Below are 17,734 nucleotides of genomic sequence, written 5' to 3' on the forward strand. Positions count from 1 at the left end.
GCCGGGTATTGTCTGGACGATGCATAAGGTATGTCACTCCATCCCAACAGCACTCAACATCTCATCGATCCGCTGTCGTGTGGTCTGACTGTCCTCCAACAGGTATTTCGCGCCCGCCAGAGGTTTTTCTGGCAACCGGACGGGTGAGTCCAACAGGGCTTTGGTTGTCCGATTCAATGTTGCGAATTTCTCGTCCTGAGACCCGAGCCATTCGTCCGATAACCCGGCCAGCCAGAAATAGCGGTTTGCCGCACCGTATTGTTCGAGGTTGCGCAGCATATCACCTGCGGCCGCAAAATCCTCCGCCCCGTCCAGGGCTTGCGCACGTAAGACAATTGCGTCCTCCGAGTTGTCCTCGGCCAGCTCCAACATGGCTTGATGGGGGCGTCCCAACTGCAGAGCTGCCCGAGCACGCAAACGCGCTCGATCCGAGCGCCGTGTCTGATCTTCGGGTCTGTTCGCCAGCGCAAAAGCCTGTGTGGCAAAACCAAGGGCAGCAAGGCGGTCCGCCAGTGCAATTGCAGTTTCGGTTGTCAGTACAGCAGCCTTGCCCGGCCGCATCATCTCCATCGTTTGGCGTAAAAAGGTTACGTCATCAGACCGTTCCGCAAGCAATTGCAAATGCCGATTGAAGGCGCTGCCGCTAACGTGCCCGGCCGGCAGTGATTGGATCACGTCGAACGCGCGGTCGAATTCCTGGCTCAGGCTTAGGGCGATCGCATGGGTGCGGGTCATCGTCGGGCCCAGCTCCGACCGCCTGAACTCGACTGCATAAGATGCCGCCAGGTCAAGCTCTTGGGAAGAAACGGTTTTGCGCTCAGACCAGCGCTTTTCGACCAGGCGCGCCAAAGCTACAGGAGCTCCGACCGCGGCCTCTGTCGAGACGATGACTTTGGTCAGCAGTTCCTCTTCACGAGTACTGTCGCCTTCTGCCTCGGCCACGTTGGCCTTGGCTTTCGCAACACCTGGTGTTGAGTTCGGCTCGATCCGGTCCACCGAACGTAGAATCCTGCGCGCAGCCTCCAGTTCTTCGGCTCTTACCAGAATATCTGAAAGCCGCGCTCCCAGTTGGCGGCGAAGATGATCGGGAAGTTTTGAATAGGCTTGTTCGATAGCCACAATATGCGCGTCTGGTGTCAGGTCCTCTTCGGATAGCACAGCCCAGAGCGCAGCATCGCTGTCGCATCGCTGCAGGTCACTGAAGGGGTTCGAAGAAAGCGCCGGTTGTTCATCAACAATCCGCGCAATCGCAGCAATCCGTTTTGTGTCCTTTGGCCGTATCTTCAGCAAACTCATGACACCCAGCGCTTCGGCCCCAAAGCCGTGAAAGGCATAGAGCTTTGCCAGTTTCAGAGCCTTTTCATCGTCAAGTGTGTCGAATTCCTTGTACAGCCCTGCACGCAGAGCGGCCACTTGCTCGGTAAAGGGCGACTCTCCGGACCAGGATGTAAAATCCAGCTCTGCAGTCGATATGCACGCAAGCTCCGTGCCGAATTGCTGCAATTCTGCATTCAGTACGTTCTGCAAATCGTCCAGAACCGTGGTCAGGCGTATGTTCGACTCCAACCCGGATGGGACGGGTGTGGTATCCGGCAAGATCGTGCTGCGTGGCCCGACGGGTGACAGCTTCAGATCAAGCAGCTTGCGATCGGCCCCCTGTAACAGACGGGTCGACAGCTGGCCCTTTATCCCCTGCTGTTTCATGGTGAGAAGCGGCAAATCCAAACCGGTGACCTCGAATCGTGGAGTGCCCATAGCTGGTTTTCCAACTTGGGGTGGAGGTATGTCTTCAAGACGTGACGGCAAAAATGTCCCTGGCCCGATGTCCAACACGATCATTGAATTCCTATACAGGAAGGCGGACGCCACACACTCACATCCGAATTCCATCTCCAACGCATCGCCCGGCTGTTTTTGTAACACAGAGGCCAGACGGTTCGTGGTCAAACGCCCGAAAACCGAGCCAGTACGGAATGTTACCTCGTCCAGGGCAATTGTAAGCTGTGCGCCGTTTTTGCGTTGTGCCAGCACCCAGTCAGTATCCGGCGGAACATTGAATACCAGACGTGTGTATCCGTCATGCTCACCGGAACGCACCGTCACATCCTCAGAGGTCGCGGCAGTTGCCGCCGCGATCAAAGCAGCAACCAGAAACCCGATACGTTTCATGCCACTGCCTGCTTGAGTTCCTTCAACGCATCCTCGAGCTCGGTAAAGCCGGGACGATTGTGGGTTGGGGTATTCTGGCGCCCAACTTCAATGCACATGGCGGCGTTGTGGTTATGCAGGTTGGCAACCAGAACTTCCTTGATCAGTTGATAGAAATGGTTGTCTTCTTCGACCACCGCTTTCAGCTTGCCCGCGAAGGGACCAACCAGACCATATGCCAGAAAAACGCCCAGAAACGTGCCCACCAGTGCGCCGCCGATCAATTTCCCCAAGACTTCGGGTGGCTGGTCGATTGATCCCATCGTCTTGATCACACCAAGAACCGCAGCCACAATCCCCAATGCAGGCAGGCCGTCTGCCACTGTTTGCAGCGCGTGGCTCGGGTGCATCGCGTGATGGAAATTCGCCTCCATACGTTTTTCCAGAACCTCTTCAACCTGATGCGGATCGTCATAGTTCATCGCCGCGGACCGCATCGTGTCACAGATCAGGTCGATGGCTTCCTTGTCGGATTGAATCCTGGGATAAGCGGAAAACAAGTCAGAATTTTCAGGATCTTCGATATGTTGTTCGACCTCTACAGGGTTGGCACGGGCAATCCGGATCAAAGAAAACAGCAGACACAGCAGGTCGCGGTAATCTTCAGGCTTCCATTTTGGGCCTTTGAACACTTTCCCCATGTCCTTGATCGTATGTTTAACGCCGCCCATGTCATTGCTGATCAGAAAGGCACCAACGGCAGCACCGCCGATCATCATCATTTCAAATGGAAGGGATTTCATAATGATCGTCATCTTGCCGCCCGCAGCCAGGTAACCGCCGAATACCATAACAAAAATGACGATAATTCCAACAATTCCAATCATTTGAGATCTCCGGCTATGGTCTTCGCAAAACAGGGAAACACGTGCATTTATTCCTGAGGGGCCAAAGCGTTACGACCCGCCATAACAACGCTGATCGTATAGGCCGCTTCCGGGCTGAGACCCGCCAATACCCCGGCAGCTGCGTCTGCTGGCATGCGCGACAAAAACCCTGCGGCAAAGGTCGGGTCCATGGTTTCAAACAATGCCGCCGCGTCTTTTGGCTTCATGTTCTGATAGACATCCGTCAGGCGAGTCAGATCGTTCTCTGCCGCCTTGTCTGCCACTGCGAGCGTGGCGCGCAGGGAACCTTCAGCCTCTTGAAGTGCGATCAGGCGCATTTCGATGGCCTGATCCGCGATCTCCAGTGCTTTTTCCCGTTCACGCAAAGCGTCTTCCCGCTGTTTGATGGTCTTCTCTCTGCGCAAAAGCTCTGTAAGCACGACCTGGATGTCGCGCGTGTCAGACTTCGCAGACTTGTTTTCCGAGGTTTCGTGAATCGCAGGTTTGGCGAGCGCGGGCCCCGCCTCCAGACCAACCCGAATGGCGGCCGAGCCAATCATCAACAATGAGATCACCGCAAGGACGCCACCACGCGGGCGTGTGCCTCGCCTGCTGACCCGAGCGCGGCTCATGCCTGGGCCTCACTTTGTTTTCGGTCATGTCGGAAGAACATCAGCCCTTCCGGCGCCTTGGTCTGCTGTTCGTTTGCTTCTGATTCGGCAGGGTCCGCAGCTTCAGGTTTTTCTTCCCGCGCGATCCTTTTTCCGTCTTCTGGCTGAGTGTCGGCAGAGGGCGAATCCGCCTTCTCCCGATGTGCTGTGTCCTCTTCGGGGATAACATCATGCATCGACGCCATCATCAGCTCCAGCCGCTGCGCCACCGACTCCGCGCGCAGCGTCAGCGCCTTGAGCTGATCTCCCGACTGGTCAGAGGCACGTCGTGCACTGTCCAAAGATTTTTTCAGCTCTTCCGCCTGCGTCGACAGCACGGCCACTGCGCCGCCGACGCCTTTTTCGAGATCTGTAAACCGTTTGAGACGGCGGGACAGCACAAAGCAATACAGACCCGCACCCAGCGCTCCGGCGACCAGCAAAATATCTGAAATCAGCTCCAATTCCGCCTCCTAATTCAATACAAATTCCATCACCAGCACATCACGAACGCGGCCTTCGCCAACGACAATTTCTATGCGCCGCAGCAAGTGACCCCGGATGCGCATCAATGCCAGCGTATCCTCAAAATCCCTCAGCTCGACGGCCCGAAGGTATCCGTTCAGAACATCCATGATTCGTGGCTGCATCTTTTGCACATCAGCCATGTATGGCGCGTTAACTTCGAGTTGCGCGTGAAACTTCAGATACCGCGATCCACCTGAATTCACCGACACTATGACAGTTGGCAGGTCGATAAACCCGACGTCTGCCAGCGCTTTGGCAGGTTCTTCCTTTTCCACGTTTTGGTTTTCTTCTTTCGTGGCCATGCTGCCTAGCGGAATTAATCCTGATGAGGTCAGGACATACCCGCCCGCGGCACCAGCGATCGCCAGAATCAATCCGATAAGCATTCCCTTTTTCCCCCTTTTTTCGGGGGCTTCCGCCTGTTCGGTCGTTGCGTCGGTCATGACGTCCTCATTCATCCGTTCTGTCCCTGTCATAACCCTGCAGGGACTAACCGATTGTTAAGGGCAATCGTCCAAACAGGATGTGCGTCGGGCAGAATGCCGGCGAGTCGGAGGTGAGCGTGCAGCAGATCGGAACTGTCTGGGCAAGTTTGGACAGACGTAAACAAATTATCGTCGCTGGTGCGGTTGTGCTGGTGTTTCTGGGAATCCTCGGGATGTCGCGTCTGGTGACTGCTCCGTCCATGTCGCTGCTTTACGCAGGGCTGGAAAGCGGTGCCGCCGGAGATATCGTGCGGGCGTTGGACCAGCGTGGCGTGTCGTATGAAATCCGCGGCGGATCAATTTACGTGTCAGGTGCGGAGCGCGACCAATTGCGAATGACTTTGGCCAGCGAAGGCCTGCCTGCAAACGGCAACAAAGGGTACGAACTGCTTGATTCGTTGAGCGGGTTCGGAACTACGTCTCAGATGTTTGATGCCGCCTATTGGCGCGCGAAAGAGGGCGAATTGGCGCGGACACTTGTCGGCAGCCCATATGTCAGCCAGGCCCGGGTTCATATAGCGAACGGTTCCGCCAACCCCTTTCAGCGCAGTGTTTCGCCAACAGCTTCGGTTTATCTTGTGCCGTCCGGGGCCGACATCACCGGCGATCAGGCCAAGGCCATTCGATTCCTTGTTGCCTCGGCCGTGAGTGGGCTGGCACCCGAGAACGTAACGGTGATTGATTCGAACGGAACCGTGATCGGAGGGCAGGATACTGCTGTGGCCGCTGACAATGCGGATGACAAGTCGCGTCAGTTGCGGGAACGTGTTCTGCGTCTGGTCGAAGCGCGTGTTGGGGCCGGCAATGCTGTGGTCGAGGTCAGCGTGAATACTGAGACCAAGACGGAATCCATTCGCGAGCGGCGCTTTGATCCCAAGGGCCGGGTGGCGATCAGCACGGATGTCGAAGAACGCTCGGACAGCGCCCGAAATCAGTCATCGGATGTCACGGTGGCGTCGAACCTGCCTGACGGTGATGGGGCGGGTGGGGACGAATCAAACTCGACCGCTACCCAGACTCGTGAGCGGGTGAACTATGAAGTTTCAGAGACCGAACTGGAAGTGCATACGGCACCTGGCGCAATCAAGCGCCTGACGGTCGCGGTTCTGGTCAATGGAACGCGAAGGGTGGATGCGTCCGGTACCGAAACATTTACACCCTTGCCCCAGGAAGAATTGGCCGCGCTTGAAGAACTTGTGGCGTCTGCTGTGGGGTACGATGTCTCGCGTGGCGATGTTATCACACTGAAATCCCTGGATTTACCGTCGGTTGAGCCGCAGGGTACGCTGGTGTCGTCGTCGCTCTGGCAAAACTTTCATTTGGACGCGATGTCCTTGATTCAGATGGCGGTGCTGGCCTTGGTCTCACTGGTGTTGGCGCTGTTTGTAATTCGCCCAATCCTGATGAGGCCGGCACCGATACCGGCGCTGCTGCCTGCCGGGGGCGGGGCAGATGCGGGATCATTGGCGCTGACCGGTGAAATCGCGCCGGATGAAACAGCAGAATTCGCGACCCTGCCGGTGGAGGGGAATGTTCCGGCACTCGGCTCGGGGACCACGGAAGATTCTGTCGATCGGTTGCGCGCAATGATCGGTGACAAGCAGGAAGAGACTGTCGAGATCTTGCGCAGCTGGCTTGAAGAAGGTGAGGAACGGGTGTGATGTCGATTGCTCATCTGCTTGAGGATTTCACCACCCAGACCAGTGCAAGGCCCGTTCTGGTTCTGGATGAGGAAACGCTGGAAGAACAACGGCTCGCGGCCTTTGAAGACGGTTACGGGGCAGGTTGGGAAGATGCATCTCGGGCGCAGGAACAAAGCCGCGGTCAGGTTTCGGCCGAATTGGCCAGGTCGCTTGAGGACATGTCTTTCACCTATCACGAAGCGATCACCCGAATGACGCTGTCTTTGGAACCCATGTTCAACAGTCTGGTTCAAACCGTTTTACCTGAGATGTTTGAGCGCGGTTTGGCGGCCCGTCTTGTCGAACAGTTCTGCGAAATGGCGCGTTCGCAAGTTGAGCAGCCGATGCAGATTTTGGTGCCACCAGGATGCGTTGAGGATGTTGTGGCGATGTTGCCACAAGATTTACATTCCGCCCCCCAGGTTATTGAAAACGCCGCCTTGGAGCCTGGGCAGGCGCGGATTCAGGTTGGCACAAGCCGACGAGAAGTGGATTGCACCGCCCTGTCGGCTGCCATCGCACAGATCTTTGACGCTTATGTCTTTGAGGCAAGAGAGGCTTTGTCCAATGAATGATACTCAGACCCCGAAATCCGAAAAGCCCAACCCTTTCGACTCGGTCCCGATTGAAGTGACTGTGTCCGTCGGCCGGGCGCGTCCGCTGATCCGGGACCTTTTGAATATGGGAGAGAACGCAGTGCTGACCCTGGACAAGCGCATTGAAGACCCCGTTGATCTATATGTTGGGGATCAATTGGTGGCACGCGGGCTGCTGGAGGAAATGGAAGGTGATCATGCCGGACAACTTTCAGTGCGCCTGACCGAGATTGCGGATCTGCAAAACGGAATCGGTTGATGCGTCCTGTGATCTGGTTTGCTCTGATGGTTGCGCTTGCGCCATCATTTGCCGCTGCGCAGGATGTGACCTTGTCTTTGGGCGAGGGCGGATCAATTTCTGCCCGAACAATCCAGCTGATCCTACTGATCACAGTGCTGAGCATCGCTCCGGGGCTGGCGATCATGATCACCTGTTTCCCGTTTCTGATCACTGTGCTGTCGATCTTGCGGCAAGGGGTCGGCCTACAGCAATCACCGCCCAACATGCTGCTGGTCAGTTTGGCGCTGTTTCTGACTTATTTCATAATGGACCCGGTCTTTACCGAAGCCTGGAATGCCGGGATACGTCCGATGATGGAAGAAACGATGGAGGTTGAGCCTGCGCTTGAGCGCGCGTTAGAGCCTTTTCGCGCGTTTATGGCGACCCGGCTGGATGCCGACACGTTCTACGCTATGGCGGCCTTGCGGCCCGGTGGTGAGGCCATGGAACTGTCTGCGCAGGCGCCACTATCGGTCTTGATGCCATCTTTCATGCTGTCTGAAATCGCGCGGGCGTTTCAGATTGGATTTCTGATTTTCCTGCCGTTTCTGATCATCGACCTTGTTGTGGCAGCTGTATTGATGTCGATGGGCATGATGATGGTGCCGCCGGCCATAGTGTCCTTGCCATTCAAGCTGGCGTTTTTCGTGATCGCTGACGGGTGGGCGTTGATCGCGGGCGCATTGGTGCGCAGTTACATGCCGTGACTTCGACCTGGAAAACCGGTTGAGCGGCGAAAAAAGGGGCCTGACGGCGCTGACCTCTGACTTCTACCAATCATGTTATCCAACGCCCGGTTCCGTATGGCCAAGATCAGCCTGTCTTTTTCAGGTCCTTGATCAGTTGGTTCAGGTTGCCCTTGCGCGCATCCAGCATCGCTCCGATTTCGGTACGCTCGGTCAGCAACAGATTCACACCTTCGATGAACATGTTATAAAACTTTTCGCGCCCTGATTTGTCAGAGACAAGGAAGGTCACATCAAACGGAGACGACCCACGCAGTTTAACCATCGTGCGCACTTCATACCCTGCCTTGATCTTGCGCGCATTTCGCACGTTGACCTCGCCGCCGATGAATTCACGGAAGCGGCGACCATACTTGCGCGAAATATAGCCCTGAAACGCCTTGGTGAATTGTTTCAACTGGGACGGGCTGGCGGTGCGGGCATCCGCCCCCAGCGCATAACGGGCCATGATCGGGACGTCTGCATATTGCACAAATATCTTCTCAAAGTCGCGCAACATCGCTTTTTCCGATTTGCCCGACTCGATAACCCGGTTGATGTCGGTAACCACGTTGCCGACCAGTGCCTTGGCAGTCGCCTCGGTCTGGGCAAACGCATGCGCGGGCAAAACGGCCAAGGCCATACCGGCTGCGATAAAGTGACGGCGGTTCAACTCGTTATTCAGCATAGGGGTCCTCGTAGGGGTCTAGATAGGGGTCCCTGACCGGGTCTGTCCCGGTTTCAGCGTAAGGGTCAGAATACAAGTCCAGATAGGCGTCTTCGTCATCTCTTGCCAGTTCAAAGCGGCGGTTTTGCAGATAGATCAGGCGAGCCTGTGCGTAACTGTCTGCGCTTTCGTAAAGAATCGAGTCGACGGTATCCGAGAATCGGCCACGATCGCCCATGCGACGCACAATTTCGGCGTAGACGCCAAGATTGTCGGCAGGCCGTGTCGGAGAGAAGTTGATCGGATTCGAGAACAGGTTGACCACGACCCCGATCGCATCCCGTTGGGTTGATGGGCCATAGAACGGTAATTCAACATAAGCGCCTTCGCCAACCCCCCAGACATGCAGGGTCTCACCGAAATCGGTGTCAACGGGTGGCAGGTTCAGTTCATCCGCCGGTGCGGACAGGCCAAAGCCGCCCACGGTCATGTTGATCACGAATCGCAACAAGGCATTGCCCATCTGTTTCGGATTGCCCTGTAGCAGGTAGTCGACGGCCTGCCCGGGCAGCGAGATGTTTTCGGCAAAAGTGCTGAAACTCGTGACCATAGGGTCGGGAACGATCTTCACGTAACCTTTCGATGCTGGCCGGAACAGAAATCGGTCAACGCCCAGATTGAACTTATGGATTCCCCGGTTCGTGTTTTCATACGGGTCAAATACGTCACTGCGTGAGGCTTGCTCTGGGGGCGTTGTTGCGCAGGCAGACAGAACGGCCATGAGTGACAATACAACAAGGTGCTTCAGGCGAAATCTGCTCGACACGATCTTTGCTTCTCCCAAATGGCCCGACTCCTGCTCTGTCGGACTAACAATCACAATCCACCAATATTCATATGCCGGTATGGCACAAGTTTTTGTCACATAGTCGTTTAAGGTCTCAAATGAAACACCTAGCGTGTAACCTGTCCGTCATGGCCGGGTAAAGTGATCGACTATCTACAGGTCATAATAAGTAAAGATATGCTCAGATCGCAGGCAAGCCGGAAATTGCCTGTTTCCGTCTTTCCCCGACTGCGCTTCCCGGTTAGCGTCCGGCGGAGTCAATCAGGGAAGGACCCACTCAATGAGCATCGCTGCAAAACTGGAAAGCCTCGGTGTCACGCTGGACGACGCGCCTGCGCCTGCGGCCAACTATGTACCGTTCGTACGTACGGGCAATATCATCTATGTGTCCGGCCAGATTTCGAAAACAGATAAGCTGATCATCGGCAAACTGGGCGATGACATGGATGTCGAAGCCGGAGCTGCCGCGGCGCGCGCCTGCGCGATCAATCTGCTGGCACAGGTCAAGGCAGCCTGCGGTGGAGATATTGAAAAACTGGTGCGCGTTATCAAGCTGACCGGCTTCGTGAACTCAACCACGGATTTCACGGCACAGCCGCAGGTGATCAACGGTGCGTCCGATTTCCTGGTCGAGGCGCTGGGCGATGCCGGCCGCCACTCGCGTTCCGCTGTCAGCGCGGCGTCGCTACCGCTGGGCGTGGCAGTGGAAATCGAAGGCATCTTCGAGATCGCATGATACTGCCACTGCCCGCTGCGTTTCTGCAGGCCCCAATTGCCCATAGGGCGCTGCATGACGTCTCGAATAACCGCCCGGAAAACAGCCGGGCGGCCATTCACGCTGCAATTGAAGCCGGTTACGGGATCGAGATCGATCTTCAGCTGACTTCGGATGATCGGGCTGTCGTATTCCATGACTATGATTTGTTGCGCCTGACCGGTCAGCCCGGGCCGATCCGGCAGGTCTCGGCGGAGACTGCATCCCGTGCGACCCTTCTGTATGGTGACGACGGTATTCCAACGTTGGACGATGTGCTGAAGATGGTGGCGGGTCAGGTGCCGCTGCTGATCGAACTGAAAGATCAGGACGGAGCGATGGGCACGAATATCGGCGCGTTGGAACGCGACACTGTGCGCGCATTGCAAGGCTACGAAGGCCCGGTGGCCGTGATGTCATTCAACCCCAACTCGGTCGCTGAACTGGCACGGCTGGCTCCGCATCTGCCGCGTGGTATCACAACTTGCGCCTATGAACCCAGCGTCGAGCTTTTGCCGCAAGACGTCTGCGATCATTTGCGTGATATTCCGGATTTCGATCGCGTCGGGGCCAGTTTCATTAGCCATGAAGCCGCCGACCTGTCCCGACCACGCGTGGCCGAGCTGAAGGCACAAGGCGTGCCAGTCCTGTGCTGGACAATCCGGACGCCCGAACAAGAGGCAGAGGTCCGCAAGGTTGCCGACAATGTGACCTTCGAAGGGTATCTGGCCGCGCATTCAACTTGAACCTTAGCGCCTCGGTCACAGATAAAGGGCTGGTGCGGAGGACATATGGATCAGGCACAAATCGAAATTCAGGTACTGGGTGCTCTGTCGCAGATTTCAGCGGCCGACTGGGATGCCTGCGCCTGCCCCGAGGCTGCCGATGGTGGGCGGCCCCTTGATCCCTTTACCACGCATCGTTTTTTACGAACGCTCGAGGAAAGCGGCTCGGTCGGGCGCGGCACGGGTTGGCAGCCGCAATACCTGACGGCCTTTCTGGACGGGATGCTGATCGCGGCGGCCCCGATGTACGCCAAATCGCATAGCCAGGGTGAATATATCTTCGACCACAGCTGGGCTCATGCTTATGAAAGCGCGGGTGGGCGGTATTATCCGAAACTGCAGATCGCGGTGCCGTTCACACCTGCAACCGGGCGGCGTTTTCTGGTGCGTCCGGGGTATGAGAGGATCGGAATGTCAGCCTTGGTGCAGGGTGCAGTGCAACTTGCGGCCGACAATCAGGTCTCGTCAGTTCACGCGACTTTTTGTACCGAAGACGAAGCGCTGGCCGGTGGGCAGATGGGTCTTATGCTGCGCAGCTCGCAACAGTTTCACTGGCTGAATGACAAATATACTGATTTCGATGCGTTCCTCACGGCCTTGTCGTCGCGCAAGCGCAAGAACATCCGCAAGGAACGTGCGCAGGCCTGTGGCTTTGGGGGTGAAATCCGCACACTGACAGGCGATCAGTTGCGCCCGGAACACTGGGAGGCATTCTGGCGGTTCTATCAGGATACAGGCGCGCGGAAGTGGGGCTCGCCCTACCTGACGCGCCAGTTTTTTGATATCGCGCAACAGACCATGATGGATGACATGGCTTTGGTGCTGGCGGAACGGGATGGCTATGCCATTGCGGGTGCGCTGAACTTCATAGGCCGCGAAACGCTTTTTGGCCGGTATTGGGGTTGCAGTGAACATCATGCCTGCCTGCATTTCGAACTGTGCTACTATAGGGCGATAGACTTTGCCATTGCCCACGGTCTGGCCCGGGTTGAGGCGGGCGCACAGGGCGAACACAAGCTGGCGCGGGGGTATTTGCCAACGCGCACGCATAGCTTGCACTGGGTTGGCGATCCGGGTTTTGCCGATGCGGTCAAAAAATATCTGGACGCCGAAGGCCGCGCAGTGGGAGAAGAGATCGAGATTCTGACGGATTACGGTCCGTTCAGGAAATCGAACCCGGAGGAACAGCAATGACTGAACTTTTGTCGACCGAGACCCGTGGCCCGCTGCTGGATCCGCTGTTCAAGAACGGCTGGACAATGGTCGAAGGCCGCGACGCAATCACCAAGACCTTCATTTTCGACAACTTCGTGCATGCATTTGGCTGGATGACGCAAGTGGCGATCTGGGCCGAGAAATGGAACCATCATCCCGAATGGTCCAATGTCTACCGCACGGTCGAGGTTGTACTGTCCACCCATGACGTGGGCGGCCTGTCAGCGCTGGACGCCAAGCTGGCCCGAAAAATGGACAGTCTGTGCTAGCGATCGTTGCGGCCTGAACCTTCGCCACCAGCGAGGGATGCAGTAATGCCCATCTGCCTGAACTCAGCCGGTGTTACAGTCCCGTCACTAAGGTCAATGGACCGTGGGATACCCGTTGTCTTGTTGCCGATCTGGCGCACACCGCGCGCGGCCGGGTTAATGTCCAGACACTTGTTGTCATAGCAGGTCAGGCCAGACAGGTTGATCTGAATGCGGGCCTGCCCATCCGGGCCGGTCACGACGGGGGCCTGCGGCACATCACAAGCTGCCACGAGCGCCAAAACCCCCAATCCGATCCATTTGTTCATACCAAGCTCCTGCTAAATGGGCCTAGTCCAGTAGACCATTGCCATTTTGATCTGCCACGCCGAAATCGTCATTCATCTGCGCATCATATTCCGATCTTGAAACAAAGCTGTCCTTGTTCCGGTCAACATCCTGAAACTGCTTTATGTCCAGAAACGGTTTGGCCTCGTCCTGACCCAGAGTGCCGTTCTTGTCCTCGTCCATTGTCTGAAACGCATAGTCCGAGAACGCGTTGAACTCGTCCCTGGACAAGAACCCGTCATTATTCGCGTCAATGGCGTTCAGCTCTTTTTCATGCAGTTCAGCAACGCTTTCAGCATTTGCTGCCGTGGCCAGAAAAGCGGCCGCGATTATGAAAATTGCCCGTGTCATGCTCAACCTCCTCAGCACGCGAATCTCTGGCCTTCGAAGCCACCGGCGGCAGCGCCCGCTGCGGTCAGGATCGTTTTGCCTGATCCGCCGCCAAACTGGTTGCCGATTGCACCGCCAATCAACGCGCCGCCAAGTGTGCCGCCAAGGCACGCAATTTCGTGCTGTCGTGCCGCTTGCTGTTGTGGGGTTGGGGCCGGTCCACAGGCCGCCACAAGGCCTGCGCTGACTAAGATGAGTGAAAATACTCTAAGCGTCATAAAAATCTCCCAAAGTCATGTTTGGAGTATTCGCGCATTGAGGCGGTGCTTCAAGTTAAATTGAGATCAAGTGGCCCCGGGCAGACCGGGGCCAGTAAAACTCAGATAACCTCCAGCAGGCCTTCACCCGCTGAGATTTCACAGGCGCCGGGGTTTTCTTCCAGGTTCAGCGCTGTGACCTTACCGTCCTCGACCAGCATCGCATAACGTTTGGACCGGGCGATCAGGCCTACAGGTGGCGCGTCGAAATCCATGCCGATGGCCTTGGTGAGTTCCGAGGCCGCGTCTGACACCATGGTCAATCCTGCCTCGGTCGCGCCGGTGGATTCGCCCCAGGCCTGCATCACGAAAGGGTCATTTACCGACAGGCACATGATCTCTTCCACGCCCTTGTCGTCGAACTGTTTTTTCGTACGCATGAAGCTTGGTACATGGGCCGTGGTGCACGTTCCGGTGTAGGCACCGGGCACTGCGAATATGACCACTTTGCGCCCTTTGGTCTTATCTGAAATCCGAACCTCTTCCGGCCCTTCCGCCCCCATCTGGATCAATGTGGCCTCGGGAAGGGTATCTCCTGTTGAAATCATTTTCTTAGCTCCTGTCATTTGGATTTGCAGAATTAGGCTTAGCCGCAATATAGGTGGTCCAAACACAGAGACCACGGGAAAACTACTGGGTGAGCAAAACATGAGCCATATAGTTGTGATTGGCGCGGGTCAGGCGGGAGCGTCCTTGGTGGCGCGTTTGCGCAAGGACGGGTTCGATGGTGAGATCACCCTGATCGGGGCCGAGCCGCATCTGCCATACCAGCGCCCGCCCTTGTCCAAGGCCTATCTGCTGGGTGAGATGGAGCAGGAGCGCCTGTTCCTGCGGCCCGAAAGCTATTATGCCGAAAACGACATCTCCCTTTGTCTGGGCCAGCGCGTCACAGGCATCGACCCACAGGCCAAAACCGTGACACTGGGCGATGAGGTAATGTCCTATGACGAACTGGCGCTGACCACCGGGTCCGACCCACGCCGCTTGCCCGCCGCCGTTGGTGGCGATCTGGACGGTGTGCATGTGGTGCGCGACCTGACCCATATTGACGACATGGAGCCCAAAGTAACCGACGGGGCCCGTGCTTTGATCGTGGGCGGCGGCTATATCGGGCTCGAGGCCGCCGCCGTCTGCGCCAAGCGCGGTGTCAAGGTCACACTGGTCGAGATGGCTCACCGCATCCTGCAACGGGTCGCAGCGCCCGAGACCAGCGATTATTTTCGCGCGTTGCACAGCGAATACGGCGCCGACATCCGTGAAGGTGTTGGCTTGGATCGGCTGCTTGGCGAAAACGGCAAGGTCACTGGAGCCGTTTTGACCGATGGCACCGAGCTGGAGGTTGATTTCGTCGTGGTTGGCGTGGGCATCGCGCCCGCAACCCAACTGGCCGAGATGGCAGGGCTGGAGCTGGACAACGGTATCAAAACCGACGCCCATGGCCGCACGTCTGACCCGTCGATCTGGGCGGCCGGCGATTGCGCGTCATTCCCTCATGCAGGCGGGCGGATCAGGTTGGAAAGCGTCCCGAACGCCATCGATCAGGCTGAAATCGTGGCGCAGAATATGCTGGGCGCGGCCCGGGACTATGTGGCGACGCCGTGGTTCTGGTCGGATCAGTACGACGTCAAGCTGCAAATCGCCGGGCTGAACACCGGCTATGACCGGGTGGTGACCCGTCAGGGCGCGGGGCAGACCGTATCCTTTTGGTATTACAGCGGCGACAGGCTGATTGCGGTGGACGCGATGAATGACCCGCGCGCCTATATGGTCGGCAAACGTCTGATCGAGATGGGCAAAACCGCTGATCCTGCGGTCGTGGCCGACCCGGATGCGGACCTGAAACCGCTGCTCAAGGCGTGAGGATCATAGCCGGAGAATTCCGGGGTCGTGCCTTGGCCTCGGTCGGTAAGGGCGATGCGGGTGCCCATCTGCGGCCTACTACCGATCGCGTGCGAGAAAGCCTGTTCAATGTACTGATCCACCAGATCGACTTTGACGGTTTACGCGTGTTGGACCTGTTTGCGGGAACCGGGGCGCTGGGGCTCGAGGCGCTGTCGCGGGGTGCGACACATGTCACCTTCGTCGATGACGGACGTGTGGCGCAGGGGCTGATCCGCAAGAATATCGACCTGACCCGCAGCGCCGACCGTACCGACTTGGTCTGCCGCGATGCGACCCGGTTGGGCGACAATCCCAGCGCGCCTTATGATCTGGTTTTTCTGGACCCGCCTTACGGGAAATCCATGGGCGAGAAGGCCGTCGCTGGGTTGGCGAATGGCTGGGTCGCGGATGAGGCATTGCTGGTTTGGGAAGAAAACACTCCGATCCAGGCACCGATTGGGTTCACCTTGCAGGATAACCGGAAATATGGCGACACATTTATCTCATTGATGTGGAACAGTGTTTCAGACTGAAACACTCTGCGCGGTTTGGCGCTGAGCACTGGTTTGCAAAAACGGGAAAGCTTGGATAGGCCGACCGCGAGGCAAGGCAGGGGGCCCAAATGCACGATCTGGTCATTTTCGATTGCGACGGTGTTCTGGTAGACAGCGAGGTAGTCTCGAACCAGGTTCTGGCGGACAATCTGGCGGGCTACGGCCTGCATCTGACGCTGCCTGAATGTATGTCTCTGTTTGTGGGTGGAACTATGGTAGGGGTGCGCGACAAAGCCCGTGCGATGGGCGCTGATCTGCCAGCTGGTTGGATTGATCAGGTCTATGTCGAAACCTACGACCGGTTGCGTGCAGGTGTGCCTTTGGTGCCCGGTATCGCAGACCTGCTGGAGAGGCTGGATCAAAAGGGTATCCCCTATTGCGTCGCGTCGAACGGCAGCCCGGACAAGATGAAGATCACGCTGGGTCAGAACGGGCTTTGGGATCGGTTCAAAGACGTGATGTTCTCGGCCCATGTGCTGGGCACTGGTAAGCCGGACCCAAAAATGTTCCACTTGGCAGCCCGGCACTTTGGTGCCGAGACCCCAGTGGTCGTTGAAGACAGTCACAACGGCGTCACGGCGGCGATCCGAGCCGGGATGCGCTGCCTTGCCTACGCACCGCACGGGGGTGGCGACAGTCTGGCCGATCTTGGGGCCGAAGTGATCACGGATATGTCACAGGCGCACCAGCTGTTGGGACTTTGATCCGAGGCTGTGCTAGGATGCATGCATGGACCGCACCCTGACACCTTTTGTCTGGACGTTTTCCAGCGATGCCGAGGTCAAAACGGGACCCGAGTTCAAACCTATGCGTTCGCCCGTGTTCATCCACGACGCGGTCACGCCGTGGGGTGCCGAAACGATGCTGCTGAAGCTCCTGCGCGAACAGGCTGCCGATCAGGAGGAATAGGTCGGATGGTATTTTCCGCCGGGTGACAAGGTAAAGATCTCGACCCCATCGGCGGTTACACCCACCGAATGCTCGAACTGAGCCGACAGCGATTTATCGCGGGTCACGGCTGTCCAGTCATCAGCCAGCGTCTTGGTCTCGGGTCGGCCCAGATTGACCATCGGCTCGATGGTAAAGAACATACCCTCTTCCAGAACTGCACCGGTGCCGGGTCGGCCATAATGCAGCACGTTTGGCGGCGCGTGGAACACGCGGCCCAGACCGTGGCCGCAGAAATCACGTACAACGCTCATCCGATGTGCTTCGACATAGGCCTGAATGGCGTGGCCGATATCGCCAAAGGTGTTACCTGGCTTGACCATATCGATGCCCTTGAACAGCGCGTCATGGGTCACTTGAATCAGACGCTCGGCCTTGCGCGGCAGTTTTCCCGCCACGTACATGCGCGAGGTGTCGCCGAACCAGCCATCGACGATGACGGTCACGTCGATGTTCAGGATGTCGCCATCCTTCAGCTTTTTGTCGCCCGGAATGCCATGGCAGACCACATGGTTCACACTGATACAGCTCGCGTGCTGATAGCCCTTGTAGCCAATGGTGGCCGAGGTTGCGCCTGCGTCTTCGACCATCTGCGTGATCAGCCCGTCAATCACGCCGGTGGACTGGCCGGGAAAGACATGCCCGGCGATATCATCCAGAATCCGCGCCGCCAAAGCGCCCGCCGCGTGCATCCCGGCAAAGTCACCCTGTTCATAGATGCGAATGCCGTCCTTCGTCAGGCGGCCACGATGCTCTTTCATCGACGCTAAGCTCCAAATGTTGCGCGCAGCATTCCTTTTACGCTGCTTGTGCAGAAAGTTCCAGAGGGTGCGGGGTCGCGGGGCGATTCAACGAAAGA

General features: G+C 57.3%; 24 protein-coding genes. 12 read left to right on the forward strand and 12 right to left on the reverse strand.

The window, feature by feature from the left end; genetic code table 11:
• Positions 1–33 precede the first annotated feature (33 nt).
• Genes Q0816_RS14355 through fliL form a run of 5 tightly spaced genes read right to left on the reverse strand, consistent with a single transcriptional unit; the run spans position 34 to position 4,656 of the window.
• Positions 34–2,169 carry a hypothetical protein gene (locus Q0816_RS14355; protein ID WP_298851759.1) on the reverse strand — a complete coding sequence of 712 codons (2,136 nt, stop codon included), beginning with the start codon at positions 2,167–2,169 and terminating at the stop codon, positions 34–36.
• Positions 2,166–3,035 carry a flagellar motor stator protein MotA gene (motA, locus tag Q0816_RS14360; protein WP_298851760.1) on the reverse strand — a complete coding sequence of 290 codons (870 nt, stop codon included), beginning with the start codon at positions 3,033–3,035 and terminating at the stop codon, positions 2,166–2,168. The genes Q0816_RS14355 and motA overlap by 4 nt, the downstream gene beginning before the upstream one ends.
• Positions 3,036–3,082: 47 nt before the next feature.
• Entirely contained in the window at positions 3,083–3,667 is a 585-nt protein-coding gene (locus Q0816_RS14365; protein ID WP_298851761.1) for a hypothetical protein, read from the reverse strand.
• Positions 3,664–4,149 carry a hypothetical protein gene (locus Q0816_RS14370; RefSeq protein ID WP_298851762.1) on the reverse strand — a complete coding sequence of 162 codons (486 nt, stop codon included), beginning with the start codon at positions 4,147–4,149 and terminating at the stop codon, positions 3,664–3,666. Before Q0816_RS14370 ends, Q0816_RS14365 begins: the two co-directional genes overlap by 4 nt.
• A 9-nt stretch (positions 4,150–4,158) precedes the next feature.
• Positions 4,159–4,656 (reverse strand): flagellar basal body-associated FliL family protein, encoded by a 498-nt coding sequence (fliL, locus tag Q0816_RS14375; protein WP_298851763.1) that lies wholly within the window; start codon positions 4,654–4,656, stop codon positions 4,159–4,161.
• Between the two features lie 119 nt (positions 4,657–4,775).
• On the opposite strand from fliL, the gene fliF reads away from it, so the two are divergent.
• The 4 genes from fliF to fliP are packed head-to-tail and all read left to right on the forward strand — an operon-like array spanning position 4,776 to position 7,963.
• On the forward strand, positions 4,776–6,359 hold the full coding sequence (gene fliF, locus Q0816_RS14380; RefSeq protein WP_298851764.1) for a flagellar basal-body MS-ring/collar protein FliF: 1,584 nt from the start codon (positions 4,776–4,778) through the stop codon (positions 6,357–6,359).
• Complete coding sequence (locus tag Q0816_RS14385; RefSeq protein WP_298851766.1) at positions 6,359–6,955, forward strand: ABC transporter ATP-binding protein; 597 nt, start codon at positions 6,359–6,361, stop codon at positions 6,953–6,955. Before fliF ends, Q0816_RS14385 begins: the two co-directional genes overlap by 1 nt.
• A complete protein-coding gene (locus Q0816_RS14390; RefSeq protein WP_298851769.1) occupies positions 6,948–7,235 on the forward strand; it encodes a FliM/FliN family flagellar motor C-terminal domain-containing protein in 288 nt (95 codons plus the stop codon). Before Q0816_RS14385 ends, Q0816_RS14390 begins: the two co-directional genes overlap by 8 nt.
• A complete protein-coding gene (gene fliP, locus Q0816_RS14395; RefSeq protein WP_298851772.1) occupies positions 7,235–7,963 on the forward strand; it encodes a flagellar type III secretion system pore protein FliP in 729 nt (242 codons plus the stop codon). Before Q0816_RS14390 ends, fliP begins: the two co-directional genes overlap by 1 nt.
• A gap of 106 nt (positions 7,964–8,069) precedes the next feature.
• Here the strand turns inward: fliP and Q0816_RS14400 are convergent, their stop codons facing one another.
• Together Q0816_RS14400 and Q0816_RS14405 are read right to left on the reverse strand one after the other, a co-directional pair.
• Positions 8,070–8,669 carry a phospholipid-binding protein MlaC gene (locus Q0816_RS14400; protein WP_298851774.1) on the reverse strand — a complete coding sequence of 200 codons (600 nt, stop codon included), beginning with the start codon at positions 8,667–8,669 and terminating at the stop codon, positions 8,070–8,072.
• Positions 8,659–9,429 (reverse strand): VacJ family lipoprotein, encoded by a 771-nt coding sequence (locus Q0816_RS14405; protein ID WP_298851937.1) that lies wholly within the window; start codon positions 9,427–9,429, stop codon positions 8,659–8,661. The genes Q0816_RS14400 and Q0816_RS14405 overlap by 11 nt, the downstream gene beginning before the upstream one ends.
• Positions 9,430–9,775: 346 nt before the next feature.
• Here Q0816_RS14405 and Q0816_RS14410 point away from each other — a divergent pair, with 346 nt between their 5' ends.
• The 4 genes from Q0816_RS14410 to Q0816_RS14425 are packed head-to-tail and all read left to right on the forward strand — an operon-like array spanning position 9,776 to position 12,518.
• Positions 9,776–10,231 carry a RidA family protein gene (locus Q0816_RS14410; protein WP_298851777.1) on the forward strand — a complete coding sequence of 152 codons (456 nt, stop codon included), beginning with the start codon at positions 9,776–9,778 and terminating at the stop codon, positions 10,229–10,231.
• Positions 10,228–10,995 carry a glycerophosphodiester phosphodiesterase family protein gene (locus tag Q0816_RS14415; protein WP_298851779.1) on the forward strand — a complete coding sequence of 256 codons (768 nt, stop codon included), beginning with the start codon at positions 10,228–10,230 and terminating at the stop codon, positions 10,993–10,995. The genes Q0816_RS14410 and Q0816_RS14415 overlap by 4 nt, the downstream gene beginning before the upstream one ends.
• Positions 10,996–11,040: 45 nt before the next feature.
• Positions 11,041–12,228, forward strand: a complete 1,188-nt coding sequence (locus Q0816_RS14420; RefSeq protein WP_298851782.1) for a GNAT family N-acetyltransferase — start codon at positions 11,041–11,043, stop codon at positions 12,226–12,228.
• Positions 12,225–12,518 carry a 4a-hydroxytetrahydrobiopterin dehydratase gene (locus Q0816_RS14425; RefSeq protein WP_298851785.1) on the forward strand — a complete coding sequence of 98 codons (294 nt, stop codon included), beginning with the start codon at positions 12,225–12,227 and terminating at the stop codon, positions 12,516–12,518. Before Q0816_RS14420 ends, Q0816_RS14425 begins: the two co-directional genes overlap by 4 nt.
• Here Q0816_RS14425 and Q0816_RS14430 read toward each other — a convergent pair.
• The 4 genes from Q0816_RS14430 to Q0816_RS14445 all read right to left on the reverse strand — a co-directional run bounded on the left by Q0816_RS14430 (position 12,515) and on the right by Q0816_RS14445 (position 14,040).
• Positions 12,515–12,826: a hypothetical protein gene (locus Q0816_RS14430; protein ID WP_298851788.1), complete on the reverse strand. Its 312-nt coding sequence runs from the start codon at positions 12,824–12,826 to the stop codon at positions 12,515–12,517. The two genes, Q0816_RS14425 and Q0816_RS14430, sit on opposite strands and share 4 nt — an antisense overlap.
• A gap of 22 nt (positions 12,827–12,848) precedes the next feature.
• Entirely contained in the window at positions 12,849–13,196 is a 348-nt protein-coding gene (locus Q0816_RS14435) for a hypothetical protein (protein WP_298851791.1), read from the reverse strand.
• A gap of 11 nt (positions 13,197–13,207) precedes the next feature.
• A complete protein-coding gene (locus Q0816_RS14440) occupies positions 13,208–13,453 on the reverse strand; it encodes a glycine zipper 2TM domain-containing protein (protein WP_298851795.1) in 246 nt (81 codons plus the stop codon).
• A gap of 101 nt (positions 13,454–13,554) precedes the next feature.
• Positions 13,555–14,040: a peroxiredoxin gene (locus Q0816_RS14445; RefSeq protein WP_298851798.1), complete on the reverse strand. Its 486-nt coding sequence runs from the start codon at positions 14,038–14,040 to the stop codon at positions 13,555–13,557.
• Positions 14,041–14,140: 100 nt separating this feature from the next.
• Here Q0816_RS14445 and Q0816_RS14450 point away from each other — a divergent pair, with 100 nt between their 5' ends.
• From Q0816_RS14450 to Q0816_RS14465, 4 genes are all read left to right on the forward strand, one after another.
• Positions 14,141–15,352: an FAD-dependent oxidoreductase gene (locus Q0816_RS14450; RefSeq protein ID WP_298851800.1), complete on the forward strand. Its 1,212-nt coding sequence runs from the start codon at positions 14,141–14,143 to the stop codon at positions 15,350–15,352.
• Positions 15,349–15,906: a 16S rRNA (guanine(966)-N(2))-methyltransferase RsmD gene (gene rsmD, locus Q0816_RS14455; protein ID WP_298851803.1), complete on the forward strand. Its 558-nt coding sequence runs from the start codon at positions 15,349–15,351 to the stop codon at positions 15,904–15,906. Before Q0816_RS14450 ends, rsmD begins: the two co-directional genes overlap by 4 nt.
• An 89-nt stretch (positions 15,907–15,995) precedes the next feature.
• Complete coding sequence (locus tag Q0816_RS14460; protein ID WP_298851805.1) at positions 15,996–16,631, forward strand: HAD family phosphatase; 636 nt, start codon at positions 15,996–15,998, stop codon at positions 16,629–16,631.
• Positions 16,632–16,656: 25 nt separating this feature from the next.
• Positions 16,657–16,836, forward strand: a complete 180-nt coding sequence (locus Q0816_RS14465; RefSeq protein WP_298851807.1) for a hypothetical protein — start codon at positions 16,657–16,659, stop codon at positions 16,834–16,836.
• On the opposite strand, the gene map is transcribed toward Q0816_RS14465, so the two are convergent.
• Positions 16,824–17,636, reverse strand: coding sequence for a type I methionyl aminopeptidase (gene map, locus Q0816_RS14470; protein ID WP_298851808.1), 813 nt, complete (start codon positions 17,634–17,636; stop codon positions 16,824–16,826). The genes Q0816_RS14465 and map overlap by 13 nt on opposite strands.
• Between the last annotated feature and the right edge of the window lie 98 nt (positions 17,637–17,734).

It is taken from the genome of uncultured Ruegeria sp. (genome assembly GCF_947497005.1).
Lineage (GTDB): Bacteria > Pseudomonadota > Alphaproteobacteria > Rhodobacterales > Rhodobacteraceae > Ruegeria.